Annotated in this window: 11 protein-coding genes; 3 read left to right on the forward strand and 8 right to left on the reverse strand. The window is 54.1% G+C overall.

The genetic code is table 11. The features are described from left to right. Positions 1–655: 655 nt before the first annotated feature. The 3 genes from ABEA92_RS04145 to ABEA92_RS04155 all read right to left on the reverse strand — a co-directional run bounded on the left by ABEA92_RS04145 (position 656) and on the right by ABEA92_RS04155 (position 4,028). Entirely contained in the window at positions 656–1,153 is a 498-nt protein-coding gene (locus ABEA92_RS04145) for a hypothetical protein (protein WP_345682544.1), read from the reverse strand. Positions 1,154–1,867: 714 nt separating this feature from the next. After that, complete coding sequence (locus ABEA92_RS04150) at positions 1,868–2,749, reverse strand: family 16 glycosylhydrolase (RefSeq protein ID WP_345683191.1); 882 nt, start codon at positions 2,747–2,749, stop codon at positions 1,868–1,870. Positions 2,750–3,152: 403 nt separating this feature from the next. After that, entirely contained in the window at positions 3,153–4,028 is an 876-nt protein-coding gene (locus ABEA92_RS04155) for an MYG1 family protein (RefSeq protein ID WP_345682545.1), read from the reverse strand. Positions 4,029–7,657: 3,629 nt separating this feature from the next. Between ABEA92_RS04155 and ybiA the strand changes: the two genes are divergently transcribed. The 3 genes from ybiA to ABEA92_RS04170 all read left to right on the forward strand — a co-directional run bounded on the left by ybiA (position 7,658) and on the right by ABEA92_RS04170 (position 12,604). Further along, positions 7,658–8,107 (forward strand): riboflavin biosynthesis intermediates N-glycosidase, encoded by a 450-nt coding sequence (gene ybiA, locus ABEA92_RS04160; protein WP_345682546.1) that lies wholly within the window; start codon positions 7,658–7,660, stop codon positions 8,105–8,107. A 151-nt stretch (positions 8,108–8,258) separates the two neighbouring features. Continuing rightward, a complete protein-coding gene (locus tag ABEA92_RS04165; protein ID WP_345682547.1) occupies positions 8,259–10,730 on the forward strand; it encodes an ankyrin repeat domain-containing protein in 2,472 nt (823 codons plus the stop codon). A 449-nt stretch (positions 10,731–11,179) separates the two neighbouring features. Beyond that, positions 11,180–12,604, forward strand: a complete 1,425-nt coding sequence (locus ABEA92_RS04170) for an autotransporter domain-containing protein (RefSeq protein ID WP_345682548.1) — start codon at positions 11,180–11,182, stop codon at positions 12,602–12,604. 152 nt (positions 12,605–12,756) lie between these two features. On the opposite strand, the gene ABEA92_RS04175 is transcribed toward ABEA92_RS04170, so the two are convergent. The 5 genes from ABEA92_RS04175 to ABEA92_RS04195 all read right to left on the reverse strand — a co-directional run bounded on the left by ABEA92_RS04175 (position 12,757) and on the right by ABEA92_RS04195 (position 18,015). Continuing rightward, complete coding sequence (locus tag ABEA92_RS04175) at positions 12,757–13,158, reverse strand: hypothetical protein (RefSeq protein ID WP_345682549.1); 402 nt, start codon at positions 13,156–13,158, stop codon at positions 12,757–12,759. Positions 13,159–13,222: 64 nt separating this feature from the next. After that, positions 13,223–13,348 (reverse strand): hypothetical protein, encoded by a 126-nt coding sequence (locus tag ABEA92_RS04180; protein WP_345682550.1) that lies wholly within the window; start codon positions 13,346–13,348, stop codon positions 13,223–13,225. 143 nt (positions 13,349–13,491) lie between these two features. Continuing rightward, positions 13,492–14,280 (reverse strand): SDR family oxidoreductase, encoded by a 789-nt coding sequence (locus ABEA92_RS04185; protein ID WP_345682551.1) that lies wholly within the window; start codon positions 14,278–14,280, stop codon positions 13,492–13,494. A gap of 890 nt (positions 14,281–15,170) precedes the next feature. Beyond that, positions 15,171–16,442 carry a serine hydrolase domain-containing protein gene (locus ABEA92_RS04190; RefSeq protein ID WP_345682552.1) on the reverse strand — a complete coding sequence of 424 codons (1,272 nt, stop codon included), beginning with the start codon at positions 16,440–16,442 and terminating at the stop codon, positions 15,171–15,173. Between the two features lie 445 nt (positions 16,443–16,887). After that, complete coding sequence (locus ABEA92_RS04195; RefSeq protein ID WP_345682553.1) at positions 16,888–18,015, reverse strand: type I restriction endonuclease; 1,128 nt, start codon at positions 18,013–18,015, stop codon at positions 16,888–16,890. Positions 18,016–18,056: the final 41 nt, after the last annotated feature.

The following is an 18,056-nucleotide window of genomic DNA, read 5'->3' on the forward strand; positions in this document are numbered from 1 at the left end:
TCATTGCATCAGCCTCGGATCAGTCAAACGGCTGTCAGTTCCACGGCCCGACTGCCCCGAGGATTCGTTGCATTCTCCACAAAAATGTTTCACGGCACCCGACCGAAACGTGGGTAAAGACAAGCCCGGGCCTCCAAGGCTACAGACAGTCCGTCCAGCTGGAATAATGACTTGATGTCTGACCGGCACTGGTCTGATACCACCTGCTCTTTGATCAAACTGAATCCGGTGTAATGATTGCCTTCGCCGAATCCAATCATTGAGTGATTTGGTCGAAAAAAAACACTCAATGGTAACGTATAGCCTCGTTCTTTCAACCGATTAACAGCGTGGGACTCATTGGCGATAGTGTCCAAGGCATTCTCGTTCAGTAGCCCCCGTTTAGGCAGCATCAACCGGCATGCATTGAATCTCTCTTTCGATGGGACACCTCTTACAAACATCTGCTCTCCTGTTGTCGCCCCATAATCCAGTTCTCGAACTATCGGGGCGTGGCTTTGAATGATCGATTATTGGAATAGAAAAAGACTTCCAACGTCGTTTTCTTACTCGCAGGTGGGATGTTACGGGGCGAGAGAGTTGAGTTTCCATTGGTGAAAAATGCAAGTACGACGCCGGCGCATCAAGTAGTTCTGCCTATCATTTGATAAATGATTCAAACATAGAACTTCCAACTTGATGGGGCACCTGCGATGGAAGCACATTCATGACCGAGCTCTCCTCGCCGTTCGCGCCATACCGAACTCCTGTAATGGGCTGCAAAGTGTATCAATGCCGCCAGAAACCGACTGGAGTCTTGTGCACACGCCGTGATTATATAGTTCAGCGCGGCGTGATCGTGACATGCAATTGAACCGTTGCCTAACAAAACCGGGTCAGCCTCCGACCAACCGATCAACACTCCATTCTCGGTGTGCTGCGGGCGTTCTGCGAAGCGAAAGTTTGGCAGTTGCACTGAAGTGCAATCATAGCGATTGAGCAGGTCAAAAATCGGATTGGTGGCGTGAACATCTTCAGAGGGGACTCGCCTTGGCACACACGTGAAGGTCGACTTGATGTCTTGGATGTCGCTCTCATCCAAACCGTGCGATTGCAATTCCGCATCCGTCGGGCAGAGTGCAGCGAGCGACTCAACGAATTCATCCGCGGTCATTGGTATCCTAAGTAAGGTGAAAACGCAGCATTTTGTAAGAGAACGGCCGTCGCCAGCGGTCCCGGCCACCGCAGTTTCCACTGGCAACCGTAGCGTGCCGGGCTAAGTTCCAGTAGCACGGTGTCGCTCGGATGTCAGGATACGCTTTGTGTTCGCAAATTGCCACCAACTTCTCGAATGGCGTCACTCTCGTTGATCCTTATCCAGTGGCTGACAGGCTAGTGGATCAGCGAATCGTCTCTGAGTCGTCTACTTGATTGATCCAGAGTGTCACGGCCGCAATCGGCTCTCAGTCGATATTGCTTTGCTTGGCATCACTTCGCACGCTCGAATCGCGATCAAGGCTGCCTGGCCGTACTTTGTTGCCCGCGAATCACGCTAATCAACACGAATAACTATCGTACTGTCCAATCGACGACCGCGAGACCAATCGAACGAGACCACGGCCAAGGATCAAACACCGGCAAAAAAATGGTTGGCAAAAAGATGAAGCCCGTAAACAAGGCATGCATCAACCCGGCTCTCCAATCCTTCTAACAGCAACCGCTATCACCCGAGCCTCACTCCTCACTCCTCACTCCTCACTCCTCACTCCTCACTCCTCACTCCTCACTCCTCACTCCTCACTCCTCACTCCTCACTCCGTGTCTCCCAGTTTACCTTCGCCCCATTTCTAAACCAAAACGTGAAGCCCATGCTCAAGCGGCCCGCCTATCACGGGGGCAATGGTTCGTCGCCGGTCATTTTTTCGGCTTTGTAGACGCGTATCCAATCCACCCACATAATGCCGTTCTCGACATCCGATAGTTCCTCGTCCGTCGGCGTGATCCCCTGATCAGAACGCCAATCTTGGTCTTCGGCATTAATGATAATGTGCATTGGCTTGCTCAATCCGGTGCCACGCGTAAACCCCTTTGGATCAATCATCTCACGACCAGACACCGTTCTAACCCGTTTGCCGTCCACGAAGTATTCGAGGTGCCACGGGTCGCGCCAGTGGACACCGATCCGATGGAAGTCTTTTCGCCAGTTCGTGCCATTGAAATACCACGATTCCTCGTCAGTGGGCTGGTAGTCCTGAAACGGATCACGGATGAAAACATGGTGACTGAGGTGCAGCCGATGTGCAGTCCAGGTCTCACTGTCGCGTTGGCTGCCGTAGGCTTCCAAAATATCAATCTCTTGAGTGGAATCCGAGCTGAGCATCCAAACGTTCGAGGCAAGTACAAGGCCACTGATCTTAACCCGCGCCTCGACGAACAGCGGATAGGTGAAGGTTTCCTTCGACGAAATCGCGCCAGTATAAACTTTTTTCGTATCCGGTTTGCGGCTGGCGTGAATTCCTAAATGGCCATTGGTGACATACGAATGCCCTGAGTTGAACTCTGTCAGTCCAGGACCAAGCCATTTATTGATGAATGAATCGCGCCAGCGATCGGTGAATTCACTTGGCTTCTCAGTGGGCTTGGCTGTGTAGCTGAAATCATCGGAGACAGATTGCAGTTTCCAAGTTCGCCCCTCTCCAGCTTTCGCCGGGATTTCTAGCGAGCCCCAATCCCGGTCTGCTGCGAACAAGCTGCCGCAGCTAAGCGTCACCAACACACACAAGGTACGAATCGTCATTTGAATTCTGCTAGATAGCGACTAAGAAAACTGGACCGGAGTTTAATTCTGAGGAGCGGAGTGAGCCCCGGATCGCGGCCCGCACTGCGGTGAGTAAACCGAGGTCAGCATGTTTAGGTTAAGCTTTGTATCCCCGGTTGGCCACCAGTTTTGCTGGCGTGGTCTCACAAAATCCCAACGCAGCCTCCCCCACCTTGGCCTCCGCTTCGATCCGCCATGTGCCGCGTTACGACGTCCGGCTTCCAACAATGACGCTTGACCTTCTTTCGGAAAATGAACAAACGGCGAAGCGACTGTTGATTGGCCCCTGTACGCAGACAGCGTTCGTGAAATAGTCATGGTGCGTCCGCACGCTTTGGACTATGGCTGGTCGCGATTAGCGTTCGTTTTCGACAATCGCGTCTTTCAGTAATTGTTTCAATTTCGCGGGGTCGGTCGTCGTGACTTTTGCGACAAAACCACGTTTGTGGGCAAAGCGAACGTCGTCATGGGACTCGATTTTTGAAAAATCCAAACGCGGACTGTCGTTGTATCGAGTCAGCCCGTATCCGTCGCCGCGGCGATCGGGATAGACCAACGCATGCACTTCGTCTTCTTTCCCTTCGCTCTCGATGAATGCGTAAACGCCAAACGAAGGATCCTCGGCAATCGCGTCACTTTTCTCGAGGAACAACGCTTCGATCGGTTCTCCATCGGTTTCGATGGTCCAGTATTGCCCATGTTGTGCCAGGAAGTCCAATCGTTCTCGCAACGATTTCAAGTAGTCGACGATGTCTTCGCCGACCATGCACATGACTTGATACAGCGCGTCTTGCGGTCCAAGTTCGGTGTGCTTTGCGAATCGGTTCAGCAGCGTGATGTCGAGCGGAGAATTCAACTCACCGAGCGCCGATCGAGGGATGTTCATCAACTTGGCTGTTTCGTTTGGCCCCAACGTATCGAGCCATTCAGCCGGGCGAAGCCAAGCGCAGAACGACAACGCGTCTTCGTACAGTCCCATGCTTTGCAGGACAAGCGACAAGGCACAAAGTGGTGGTGCGTCGCGAGGAAATTGGTGGTGATCAAAGTTGTTTTGTTCGGGATCGTGCACGCCGCCGACGTCGACGACACAGATCGATGGATTGGATAGATCTTCATCCGTTGGTTCGCGACGCTGGATCGGGACGCGATGCAGGTGCGCCAGCAGACTGCAAGCGAGGAAATCGTCTTTATGGGCTCCGCCCGGATGGGTCACGATTAGCTGCATAGTCATAATGGCACGTTGTTTTGGGGCGGCTGCGAGTCGGGGGATCAGGAAGCACAAAAGATACCGACAAACCGCCAAGATGGAAGCTGTCGCCCAGCGAAGCCCAGAGGAGCGTGACTGGAGGCAGCCCTTAATTCGCGATCGGTTCGCGGATTCGCTCTTTGCAACCAGAGGTGGGCAGGAAGATGGGAAAGGGCAGGAAAATTAGTGTCCAGGACAACTGTACAGTCTCTGCTGCGGCCACTGGAGCCAACCATTCCCCTCAGTCCTACCAGTCGCAATGCGACGACAGGTTGTAGCCACGGGACGTGAGTCCGTGGAAAGTCACACCCCCATCGCACAGAGTCGCGACGTGACGGCAGGTGATGCTGTCGCCCACCCGGCGTCGTGCCGCTGGGACGCAGTGAGAGGTTAAAAGAAGAAGGGTTAGAAAATGGGGAAGAACTGGCCGTTCAATCTCAATCGCGAATCGCCGTGACGCTATCATTTTTCTGTCGCACCAATCTTTCTGTCGATGCAAATCCACGATGGGAGCCGAACGTGATCTTTGGAACGCCCCCTCGCATCGCGCTCTTCCGCAGCCGTCCGAGACCGACTTTCGCAACGGTGGCAAAGACACTCACACCGTATGTAACGACAGAAAAATTGGTGCGACAGAAAGATTTCAAACACGGGATACTGGATAACCTATTTCGAAATCGCACTGAACTCGCTTCTCAATGGCGGTTCGCTCTGTGCAACCAGAGGTTGGGCAGGAAGATGGGAAAGGGCAGGAAAATTAGAGCCCGGACAAGTGTACTGTCTCTGCTGCGGCCATCGGTGCCAACCATTCACCTCAGTCCTACCAGTCGCAACGCGACGACAGGCGGTAGCCAAGGGACGTGAGGCCGTGGAAATTCACACCCCCATCGCATAGAGTCGCGAAGCGACGGCAGGGAGTGCTGCCCCCAATCGGATGCCGTGCAACAGGGATGCTGCGATAGGTTAAAAGATAAAGGGTTAGAAGATGGGGAAGAACTGGCCGATCAGACTCAATCACGAATCGCCGTGGCGCTATCATTTCTCTGTCGCACCAATCTTTCTGTCGATGCAAATCCACGAAGGGGAGCCGAACGAGATCGGTAGAGTATCGCGTCGTATCACGCTCATCCGCAAAATGCAGAGGCGACCTGTTCCCGTTTGACAAAGACACTCACACCGTATGTAACGACAGAAAAATTGGTGCGACAGAAAGATTTTAGGACGGGATGCTGGACAGCTCATCTCGAAAACGCATCGAACTCGCCGCGCGATGGCGGGCTCGCTCTTTGCAACCAGAGGTTGGGCAGGAAAATGGGAAGGGGCAGGAAAATTAGAGCCCGGGATAACTGTATGGTCTCTACTGCGGTCATCGGTGCCAACTATTCCCCTCAGTCCTACCAGTCGCAACGCGACCACAGGCGGTAGCCACGTACGTGCGTCCGTGGAACGATTGCCTTCGACAACTCGATGCCGTGCCGCAGGGATGCCTGAAAGGTTAAAAGATGAAGGATTAGAAAATGAGGAAGAACTGGCCGATCAGACTCAATCTCGAATCGCCGTGGCACTATCATTTTTCTGTCGCACCAATCTTTCTGTCGATGCAAATCCACGACGGGAGCCGAACGAGATCTGTGGAAGCCCCCTCGCATCGCACTCTTCCGCACCCGTCCGAGACCGACTTTCGCACGGTGGCAAAGACACTCACACCGTATGTAACGACAGAAAGATTGGTGCGACAGAAAGATTTCAAACACGGGATACTGGATAACCTATCTCGAAAACGCATCGAACTCGCCGCGCGATGGCGGGTTCGCTCTGTGCAACCGGAGGTTGGGCAGGAAAATGGGAAGGAGCAGGAAAATTAGAGCCCGGGATAACTGTATGGTCTCTACTGCGGTCATCTGTGCCAACCATTTCCCTCAGTCCTACCAGTCGCAATGCGACGACAGGCGGTAGCCACGTACGTGCGTCCGTGGAACGATTGCCTTCGACAACTCGATGCCGTGCCGCAGGGATGCCGTGAAAGGTTAAAAGATGAAGGGTTAGAAAATGGGGAAGAACTGGCCGTTCAATCTCAATCGCGAATCGCCGTGGCCGTCTCATTCTTCTGTCGCACCAATCTTTCTGTCGATGTAAATCCACGATGGGAGCCGAACGTGAACGGTAGAGTATCGCGTCGCATCACGCTCATCCGCAAAATGCAGAGGCGACCTGTTCCCGTTTGACAAAGACACTCACACCGTATGTAACGACAGAAAAATTGGTGCGACAGAAAGATTTCAAAGACGGGATACTGGACAGCTCATCTCGAAAACGCATCGAACTCGCCGCGCGATGGCGGGTTCGCTCTGTGCAACCGGAGGTTGGGCAGAAAGATAGAAAGGGGCAGGAAAATTAAAGCCCGGGACAACTGTATGGTCTCTGCTGCGGTCATCGGAGCCAACTATTCCCATCAGTCCTACCAGTCGCAACGCGACGACAGGTTGTAGCCACCGACGAGAGTCCGTGGAACGATTGCCTTCGACAACTCGATGCCGTGCCGCTGGGATGCTGTGATAGGTTAAAAGATGAAGGATTAGAAAATGGGGTGGAGATGAACGTTCAAACTCAAGCGCGAATCGCCGTGGCACTATCATTTTTCTGTCGCACCAATCTTTCTGTCGATGCATATCCACGATGGGAGCCGAACGTGATCGGTAGAGTATCGCGTCGTATCACGCTCAACCGCAAAATGCAGAGGCGACCTATTCCCGTTTGACAAAGACACTCACACCGTATGTAACGACAGAAAGATTGGTGCGACAGAAAGATTTTAGGACGGGATGCTGGACAGCTCATCTCGAAAACGCATCGAACTCGCCGCGCGATGGCGGATTCGCTCTGAGCAACCAGAGGTTGGGCAGGAAGATGGGAGGGGCAGGAAAATTTTGAGACCGGGCGACTTGGCAGTCTTTATTGCGGCCACCAGAGTTAACCGCTCCATGCAGCCTGACCAGTCGCAACGCGACGACAGGCGGTAGCCACGGGACGTGAGTCCGTGGAAATTCACACCCCCATCGCACAGAGTCGCGAAGCGACGGCAGGGGGTGCCTTCGCCAATCGGATGCCGTGCAACAGGGATGCTGCGATAGGTTAAAAGATGAAGGGTTAGAAAATGGGGAAGAACTGGCCGATCAGACTCAATCACGAATCGCCGTGGCCGTCTCATTTTTCTGTCGCACCAATCTTTCTGTCGATGTAATACGCACGACGATCGCCGAACGGGATCTGCGGAACGCCCCCTCGCATCGCACTCTTCCGCACCCGTCCGAGACCGACTTTCGCAACGGTGGCAAAAAAGCTCACACCGTATGTAACGACAGAAAGCCTGTCGTCGCGTTGCGACTGTTCCGGTCACGTTTCGTTCGACACCACGGACTGACGTCCGTGGCTAGCGTCTGCCATCGCTTCGCGATTGTCTTGTCCGTGCGTCATAATGTAACGGAATCCGCCGGCTACGGACGCGAGGGACGCGGGACAACTCGTGGAATGGTTCACATCTTCCGAACCTTTTCGGCGTGGTTTTGTCTCTTGTTGACATCCGCCTACACCAAACGGAACTCCAGGACAGGGACATGCCAGAACCGAACGTCATCCACTTCTACAGCGTGAACGACGAGTATGGCGAGTTTTCTAATTTTGCTGCCTACTCGATCAAACTGAAAGGAAAACGCTGGCCAACTTCCGAGCACTACTTTCAAGCGCAGAAATTCCAACACGATGGTCACCGAGAAGAAGTGCGAAAGGCCAAGACGCCGATGATTGCCGCTCGGCTTGGGCGAGATCGCAAAAAGAAGCTTCGCCGTGACTGGGAGTCAATCAAAGACAACGTGATGCGGGATGCGGTCATGGCAAAGTTCACTCAGCACGATGACCTGCGTGAAAGGTTGCTGGCGACCGGCAATGCGAAACTGGTCGAGCGCACCGCGAATGACGACTACTGGGGTGACGGCGGCGACGGCAGTGGCAAAAATATGCTCGGACGAATCTTGATGGAAGTACGGGAAAAACTGCGAAAACTGTAAACGCAGCAACAGCGGCAGCACGCCGTGAGAACATTCAAATTGCCTTGCCGCCGGACAGCTGCTTCGGGAAATCGCCCCGCGTCCGTGATGCCTGTCTGCTAAACTAGAAAGGCCTCGACATTCGCAGTCTCTTCGTCCGTTTTGCAGCACAATGATGTCTCGCGTTCATTTCCTACGTGGCTGCCACGATTTCAAGATTGCCATGATCGTGATCGCGGTGGCTGTCGTTGGATGCCAGGAACCGCGCGATTCGCAAAAAACGTCGCTATCGCAAACCGCGTCACAGCCTTTGCCAGCTGAACCTGCAACCGTCCAACGCGTGCCAAGTAAACCGGACGAATTTTCGCCGGACCTCTCACCTCAAACACTCCAGTCGCTGCGGGAACATTTTCCTGGTTACACGCTACCGCGTTCCACGCCGCGTGACAAATCGGTTCCGTCACTGATCCAAACGGATTCACAACCTTACATCGAGCTCAGCGCAAAGCCGCTTGCCGAGGCAGTGATCAACGGCGAAGTCGAACGAACACGTCAACTACTGCAGTCGGGCCATCCCTCCGATGAAACCTACCATGGTCAAAATTTGCTGCACGTCGCCGCCAGACGCGGCCAAACCGAGATTTGTGAACTGTTGCTGGACGCGGGACTCGATGTTCACGGGACAAGTGATGAAGAGCCAAGCCCCGCACAAACACCGCTTCAGGCGGCGATCCTTTCGGGATCCATCGAGACGGTCGAGCTATTACTCGCCCACGGCGCGGAACTGGCGCCGGCGGACGTGAACAACCAGCGTGACGGGCCTGCGCCGTCGCCAGTGTCGCTCGCGATTTCCTCTGGAAATCTGGACATGCTGAACTTCATCATCAATCAAGGTGAGCCTGCCGATGACGTCAAGTTCCTTCATCAAGCGATCGTGCAGTTCATGAAGCCAGCGCTGCGGCGGCAATTCGTCGAGCGACTGATCGCCGCCGGCGCCGCCGAGGACATCGAACCGAATGCCCTCGACCTGTTTGCCCCAGCCATCGCAACTGGCGATTTGAGATTGCTGCAGATTTTGGAAGCGAAATTGCCGGTCAGCTATGGCGAGCCTCATCTGCGGGCGGCGGTCCAGTCGGGCGACCTCGATCTGTGCCGGCATCTGCTGTCCAAGGGAGTGCGGGCAAAGCCGGATCCCACGCTCGGCAACGAATTGCTGCGGATCGCCCTGATTGACCATCGTTCGCCCGAATTGGCAGAACTCGCGGTCAAGGCGGGAGAGCAAAAAAAGTACTGCGTCCAGAGTGACGCGGCCACCTCGTATTGCAACCGCCGCGACTTTGCACATCCGCTGTATCATGCCGCAATGGCAAACGATTTGAAGCTATGCAGCTACCTGATTCGCGAATTCTCGGACGATCCCAATCTTTGGGGTTCACTCATTTACGAGCCTTATGAGTACGAATCCAACATTGAATTCTTCCAAAAAGGCAACACGATCCTGTTTGCGGCCGTCTTTGAAGATCATGTCGAAGCACTCGAATTGCTTTTGAGATACACGCAGCGTCCTGGGCAACAGCCGATTGTCGACATCAATGCTCAGAACGACGTTGGCCATACGGCGCTGCACGAAGCGGTGAACTTCGGAGCCCCACGGTGCACTGAATTGTTGCTAGCGGCAGGCGCCGACCCGACGATTGCAAGAAACGACGGCTGCACACCGCTGCACATTGCCATGCGGCGACACCTGATTCCCCATCATCATTCGGACATCCCGATGCCCGAAGCAATGTCGACAATGTTTCCGATGCTGGCCGCTGCAACGATGACGAGTGCAGACGACCAGTGGACCAGTCGCAAGAACGACAACGGAGAAACGATTCTGCACCGTCATGCTCGAGCCGGACATGCAAAGATTTGCCAGAAGTTGATCGAGCTAGGCGCGGACGTCAATGCCGTCGACAAACGCGGCAGCACACCGCTTCACCATGCATTTTACGGCACAAACGAGTATCGATCTGCCGAAGAAGAAGCCCGTTACATTGCCACTTGCATGACGCTACTAAACAATGGAATCGACATCACTCAACCCGATGCGTCTGCGTCTCGGCACTACCTTTGCCAAGCTGCGGCGAAGAACCTTTACGAAGTTTACGATGCATTGCTGGAACAGAACGCCGAGCCAAATTTGGCGCAGAACGCAGGCCATTTGATGTGTTCCGCTGCAAAATTTGATCAGCCAGATCGGATCGAGCAACTTTTGGACTGGGGTGCCGACATCAACGCGGAAGATTTCGAAAAATCGACCGCACTTCATCAAGCGGCCCGCTTTCACCACCTCGAGATGTGCGAACGGCTGATCGCCAACGGTGCCGACGTCAATGCGCGAGACCAGCGGGGGCAAACGCCGCTGTTTGAACTGTTTGATCGCTGGGCCATCCACACCGAGCCGCTACAAAATAAAGAGACACAGACCAAGGCGTTTGCTGTGCTGAGGTTGTTGCTCGAGCACGGAGCGGATCCTGAGATCAAAACCAACAGCACCACCTACACCTCGCTCAGCGGCACGGTCGAGGAGGTTTTCCAAAATATGCCGCAATCATTTCGCGAAGCATTGCAAACAAAGCGAGGCGCTGTTCGGAAATAACTTCGTCATTCGAGTTCTGTGACCAATCACGCGGGGGGGGAAGCGTATTCTCTGTTGTGGACAAGGTTGCGAGTCCCGTCGCGCCAGTCGGTCGCTGGGATTCGTTGCCTCGTCCATTACTTCTAATGCTGGGATTCGTAGCCTCATCCACTACTTCTAACGCTGGGACTTGTAGCCTCGTCCACTACTTCTAACGCTGGGATTCGTTGCCTGGTCCATTACTTCAAAGCTGGGACTCGTTGCCTTGTCCACTACTTTCTATGTTCCACTTTGTCTTTACGTTAGTGGGGTGAGAATTCGCCATCCGGGTGCTCGGTGAGACCGGTCAATCCGGTTATTAGGTTTGTGGCAAATCTATTTGAATTGGCGTTGGTGACGATCCGATGAACGGGGCTCGTGCACATCGCGTTCATGTGCGAACCGCTCCTCTTGCAACCTCGAATTCTCTTATGTCGATGGGTTATCAAACCGCCCGTTCCTTCTTCCTTGGAATGCTGTTTTTCGTCGGTGCGACCATGGCGTCGGAGGCTTCGGCGATGCAGATTTTCGTCAAGACGCTTACCGGTAAAACCATCACGCTGGACGTCGAAGCATCGGACAGCATCGAAAATGTGAAACAAAAGATCCAAGATCGAGCTGGCATCCCCCCAGACCAGCAACGACTGATTTTTGCGGGTAAACAACTCGAAGATGGTCGCACGCTTTCCGACTACAACATCCAAAAAGAATCGACGCTGCACTTGGTGTTATCAACGCCTGACCCGACGCCGGCCCCAGGATCCGCTTCCGCTGAATCATCCCTAGCCAATCTGCTGGGCAACACCACTCATGTCTTGATTCAAACCGGTGGATTCCAGTTCCAATTGCTGCGAAATCAACTTCACAATATCCTTAACGCTCCGGGCGAACCCAACAGCGGCGGCATCCAATTCGTCGCCTTAGACGCCGCGCACCAAACAGATGATTTACAGTTGGTCAGCTACGTCGATGCTGAGATGCTAGGCCCCGCGGGGCATTATCCAACCACTGGCGATACATCACATTCATCCCACGGCTATCGAACCAACGGCAAAGCAAGTGGTTGGATCGAAGGTTACGGCGTTGGAGGACAGGCGGACGGACGCGGGATGGCGGCCGGTTTCGACTATGCCGCTGGCGGCACACAGTTCGGAGTGTTCCGACGCATCGACCCGCAAACGTTATGCGGACTGTTTGGCAACTATGGCTACCAGGCGATTCGTTCCGATGACGGCACTCGTGCGGACATCAACGGGACACAGGCCGGCGTCTTCCTGCATCGGCAAGACGATCAAGGTAACTACTATATCTTGGCCGGAACCGCGGGCTACAACGACCACGAAACCTTGCGTTCGGGAGGTGTAGAAGGCGAATTCGGCGGCGTCCAGACCGGCGTCTTTCTGGAACGTGGCTGGACGCGATCGTGGCAATCATTGACGATCCAGCCTACCAGTAGCCTGCAACACATTTGGGTACACCAGGACGATTTCACCGAAACGGGGACGGGAGGTGTCAAGGTCGATGATATCGATGCGAATTCATTCCGTAGCATCCTGGGAGCTCATTGCTACGGCGAAAGTCGGAACTTGATGCATTCGTCTTGGAACTGGCAGCCGACCACTCGCGTTCACTGGATGCACGAGTTCCTTGATCCTGCGACCACGGTTACTGGCAGTTTCAACGGAACAAGTTTTGCCCTCGATGGTCTGGACTTAGGCCGTGACTGGGCTCTGGTGGGTTTCGGCGGTAACGCGTACCGACATCGCAACACGACAGTGGGCGCAAACTACGATCTGCAGATCAACGAGCGACAAGCGTTCCACACCGGCAGCTTCCACATCATCTGGACTCGCTAAGGCCGCCGTGCCGAGTGCCTAAGGGACGTCGATTGCATTGCTGAAGGACATTGAATTTAACGTAGCCTAGGCTTCCAGCCTGGGTTTGCAGTGGTTCCCAGGCTGGAAGCCTAGGCTACGTCACCAACGCCGCAGCCATTGAATCGACGTTCTCACCGACAAGTCCCAAGGAATGCCAGTATCTCGGTGCAAGTCAGCTGAAAACGGTCTGCCGACATTGTGAACTGAGTACGCAGTTGCCAGCGGTGGTGGTCAAGAAGCGAATCCAGTTCGGATGTGATTTTAAAAACACCACCATTATCCCGCTCGACAGATAGCTTCCATTCTCCTGCCGGCGAGATCCATGCGGCCGAATGGCATTCATCGTAGTGGTGCGTGAACAATCGAGTCAATCCGCTCCAAGACTCGGCGTCGACATCCAGGCCGGCAACACAGTCAGAGCAACGGATGTGAACACGCAGTCCGACTAGCGGTTGCAGTCGATCCGATGGATTGCGTTGCAGCAGTCTCAATGACGATTGGCCGTCATCGTCAATGAAGTCGTAATGCTGCATGGATGCACTCCTCGATGCGAACCTGTCCGAGTGGACCGGAGGTTCCGTAGATGAACAAACCAGCTTAACCGCCAAGCAATCCGCTCGCCATCTGTGTTCCGATCACCACCTCGCAGGCGACTCGATACCAGCCAAAGCAGACCGGTTTGAGTTCGGCTGGAATCAGACCGCGATTGGGTGTTTCTCCCATCTCCAGACCAAGCCGTTGTCAGGGTCCATCACCTCGCCGATGTGCGGGAAGCCACATTTCGTCAACATTTCTTCGACTGACGGAAGAACCAGCTCGAGACGCTGCGTGTGCAGTGGAAATGGATTCATGTGTTGCTTCTCTAACTAAACGATTAACGATTGGCCTCCGTCAATCCATACAGGCGTGCCGGTGATATGATCGGAGAGATTACTCAATAGGAACGCGGCGAGGTAGGCGACCTGGGTGGGTGTTCCAAATTCGCCACCCGTCAGCGGAATGTTGCCCTCGGGAAACTCGACAGGGGTTTCGATTTTCTCCAGATGTTGGCGTTCGGTTTTATCATGGATCTCCGATTCAATCGCTCCCGGACAGATCACGTTGACGCGAATTTTTGCCGGCGCCAATTCCAATGCCAGCATTTTGGCGAGGGCAAACTGACCCGCTTTGCTTGCCGCATACGCCGACGCCCCTTCGTTGCTGAACGTACGGGTGCCATTGATTGATGACATGATAACGATGCTGCCGCTGCCTTGTCGCCGCAGGTGGGGAACACAATGATGAACCGCGAGATAGGTACCGGTCAGATTGACATCAATCGTACTCCGCCACTCCTCCGGTGTTAGCTCATCAATCGGCGCCCATTTCCCATTGGTGCCTGCATTGGCGACCAAACCGTCAAGTCGTCCAAAGTGGTCCACGATCTTTTCGATAGCCGCTTTCATTTCCGATGAGTTCGTCACATCGGCTGTTGCCAAAAACGCCGTTCCGCCATCGGATTCGATCGCATCAACGACATCTTGCAACTCATCTTTGTCTCGAGCGATCACGGCGACTTTCGCGCCGCACTTGGCAGTTTCGACCGCAATTCCCTTTCCAATCCCTTCACTACCACCGGTGATCACGACCACCTTCTCGCTCAAATCAATGTTCATCGTCGACCTCGAATGTTCTGGATTGTTTTTTGGGGGGGGCGAATCGGCTTCGCATTGAGCCCCTTTTTGACAACGCTGTGAAGCGTTTTTTCGTAGCTACCTTCGCCAGAAGGTGGTGTTTCGTTTTGGCTGGCAACCATCCACGCTCTGGCGAGCGTAGCTACGGAATGCAAATGCCGTAATTTGCCGTCTCTAAATTCTTCACAGCGTTGCCCTTTTGAGCACATTGCGTGCCTGAATCTTCTGTGGGCAACCGACGCAGCGATGATCCGTAATGATAGAGTTGGAGGATTCGGTGGTGAGTGGCGATCCGCTGGTATCGCGAAGAGTTTTTTTAAGGTGCCCCCACGTCGTGCCGGTTGAGGTGCGGGTCGCCAGCTAGAACATTACGTCTGCTGTGATTTGCGTTCGGGATGGTTCCTGCCAGCGCTTTATCAACTTCGCCGATGCTGATTTCGCAGCAATCGCATAGGCCGGAGTCCGAAACATGTCCTGCCGTTGGCGTGAGCCAACGGTTTAGGGGCGACCTGTCGCCGTAAGGCCGGAGGCCGACACACTGACCGAGAGTGTGCCGCCCGCTGGGCTATGTTTCCCCGTCTCCGGTAGCCGGCGGCTCACGCCGCCGGCAGAGGGTGTGTCGGCCTCCAGCCTGTAATCAATGCCACCAAACCAACACACTCTTTCGTCGGTGGGGAGGTGACATCCACATACGCCGAAGACAATCACCATGAACCCCCGATATCAACACCGAAGTTTTTAGCAGCCCAGGATTTTGCCGACCGTTTGACAACGCTGGCGGGATTAAGATCAAGAGGATGATTTTGATTAAGAGATCACACGCGATCTTGCGAGTGCGTTGCACTGCGCGGGGTGAGGGACACTCGCGTCTGTTACGGTTTTCGTTGCGGGGCACCCACTAGACGCTCGTTCGACTTTTGCAGTCGATCCATCAACGGGTCCAGAACCTCTTTCTTGGTGGTCGCTTGCCATGTCGGTGCATCGGCAGGGATTCGTTTTTGCGACTCAGGCATTTTCTTTCCATCGCTGAAACGATGCTGAGTCGCCAACACGCCGATACTCTGCCGTTGTCGGTCCAGCCACATCAACGTCCCGCTCGATCCCGAATGCGAAATCTGGTTCGCCAGCCCATCTTTGCCGGTGGATTTGAGCATAAAGCCAAGTCCATAGAACTTGCCCGGTCGATCGCCGCGATACATCTGTTCGATCGCATCACGTGGGATGAACGTTTTGCCATCATGCACCCCATGATTCTGGTGCAACAACATGAACTTGCTCAAATCGTCGAGTGTCGAAACAATCCCGCCACCGACGGACTTGTATTTCCCCGCTGGAATGGGCGGCGGAGGCAGCTTGCGGCGAAACTTTCCGTCCGATCGCCAGAGCCAGTAAAAATCGGCCATCTGTTCGGCAGTCTCTTCGTCGGGATAGTACGTCGTCTGCGTCATCCCCAGCGGCTCGAACAACTCCGTTTGAATCGCGGTTTCAAGTGAACTGCCGGTCGACAATTCGACGATTCGGCCCGCGATATCGTATCCAATCCCGCTGTAGGCAAATTCGGTACCGGGATGGATCGGCATCGGTATCTTGGCTTCGTCGGTGACCGCATCGGCCAGCGTCATCCCTTGACCTCGAAGTCGCAGCCACGGACGTCCTCCCTCGTCATAGTCCGAGCGAAAGCCAGCGGTGTGACTGAGACATTGACGCAGCGTCGGTATGGTTACGGGTCGCTCGCCGGACTCGAGCACCAGGTCACTCATTTCATGTAGATACGCATCGATCGGACGGTCCAAATCCAATCGCCGCTCCGCGGCAAGCTTCACGACAAGCGTGGCGATGATCGGTTTAGAAATCGAAGCGACGTGAAACGGCGTGTCCGCGGTAAAGGGTTTGCCGTGTTTGATATGGCGAAACCCGAATCCGTCTTTGAAAACCGTCTGGCCCTCGTGCACCAGCAACAAGGCGCCCCCAGGAACTTCGCCACGCAGCACGCTTTCGTCCAAATGTTTACGGAGCATGTTGTGATCTTGAGGAGCCAGGATGTGGGGTGTTTTCTTCGCTGCCGCATTGTGTTCGGCTGGCAACGGGCCAGCAGCCACCAAGAAACAGCACAGCACGCCCGCAAAATAGCTCACAGTCTTCATGCAACACCACGGTAGGAGACGCCGGGAACGAATTTCAGAGCGATAGCGTAGCGAGATCCCTCCGTGGCTCCTAGTACGCCTCGCTCAGCCCCCCAAACAGTGCACAGGCGATCATACCCGCCCGCTTATTTAAGACAAATGGTTCGGTTTGAGCTCGGTTAGAAGGCAATATCCCCGCGAGCCTCCTCAAAAAATCGCAGCTAACCACGGGCTTTCATCCGTGGTTCTCGCCTGCAATCGCTTCGCCACGATGTTGTCTGCGAGTCGCAACGCGACGGTAGGCTGTCCCCCCGGACGTCCGTCCGGGGAAAAAGGTCGACCGCCGGTGGGCCCGCGAATCACGCGAATAAACGCGAATAGGTTCGTAGGTAAAAACGTTCGCGTCGAGTCGCGTTAATTGCGGGTAGATCGTTTTGGCGAACCGCGCCGAATGTCAAACTTTGCTTCACTCGGCGGCTTCTTGTTCTTGCAGGCTGGTTGCCTCGGAAACCTTACTAAGTCGCTGGTCGTAAGCTTGCACGGTCTCGATAAGGTGATCCGCAAATTGATAGATGTCAGTCAAACATTCAATGCTTTCGCGAGTCTCTGATTTATCCGAACCGAATAAGCCAATATATTTCTGCGAGTAGTTAAACCTCAACCGACAAATCGGCTTGCGGTTGTTGTCATCGAGCAAAACACCACAATAGCTTTTCGTATCGCGCATCACCACTCGCCCCGGGTCGATCACTTTTGCAAGGATCGCTCGCACGATATGAAACGCCTCGATTTCTTCGACCGTGGTCTCGATCCCATCTGCATTATCGTCGGATTCTTCGGTAGCCGGACTCGATATTCCAGCAACAATCGCTTCCGATGACACTCCATCAATAGCAGAACGAAGCCGCGTCGTCAGACGCTCACGCAGGAACTCTCGGAGCGCCGATTTGACGAGCAAACGAAATTGATCTTGCACACTCGATGTAATGCGCCCCGTGTAGACCTGCGACGCAAACAATCGCACAAACTCATCCGTTGGATTTTCAAACTCGTTGGCGATTAAGTTCTGAATTTGCTGTGCATATTTAAGCTCACTCGCCGTACTGAGGATATTTTCAAGGTTAAATAGCGGCTTCGAGAATTTCTTCAACTCCGAAACCGATCGCTCGTCAAACTCACGGACATCGAACTCGAAAAAAGGTTTCTCGTCCATACGATTTGGCGATTCCAAATCGCTGTAAAACAAATACCGCAAACCATCCGTCAAAACAGCAAACCTCGCATCGGTCACTGAGAAATAGCGATATAGCTGGCTTGCGTGATTAAGACTCAACGGTGCCCCGACAGGCTTACATTCAACCAACAGAGTCACTTTGCCATCGATAAAGATCGCGTAGTCAACTTTCTCGCCCTTCTTGGTTCCGACATCGGCAACAAATTCTGGAACCACTTCCGTTGGATCAAACACGTTGTAACCAAGCGAATTTAGCAACGGCATAATTAACGCGTTTTTGGTTGCTTCTTCCGTCTTGATGCTGGGCAACAACTGTTCTAGACGCGAAGACAACAATTGCAGCGAATCTAATAGATCCATTTGAGGACTCCGATGCAGAAAGGACTTAACACGCAACTGCC

The sequence above is a fragment of the Novipirellula caenicola genome (assembly GCF_039545035.1).
In the GTDB taxonomy this organism is placed as follows: domain Bacteria; phylum Planctomycetota; class Planctomycetia; order Pirellulales; family Pirellulaceae; genus Novipirellula; species Novipirellula caenicola.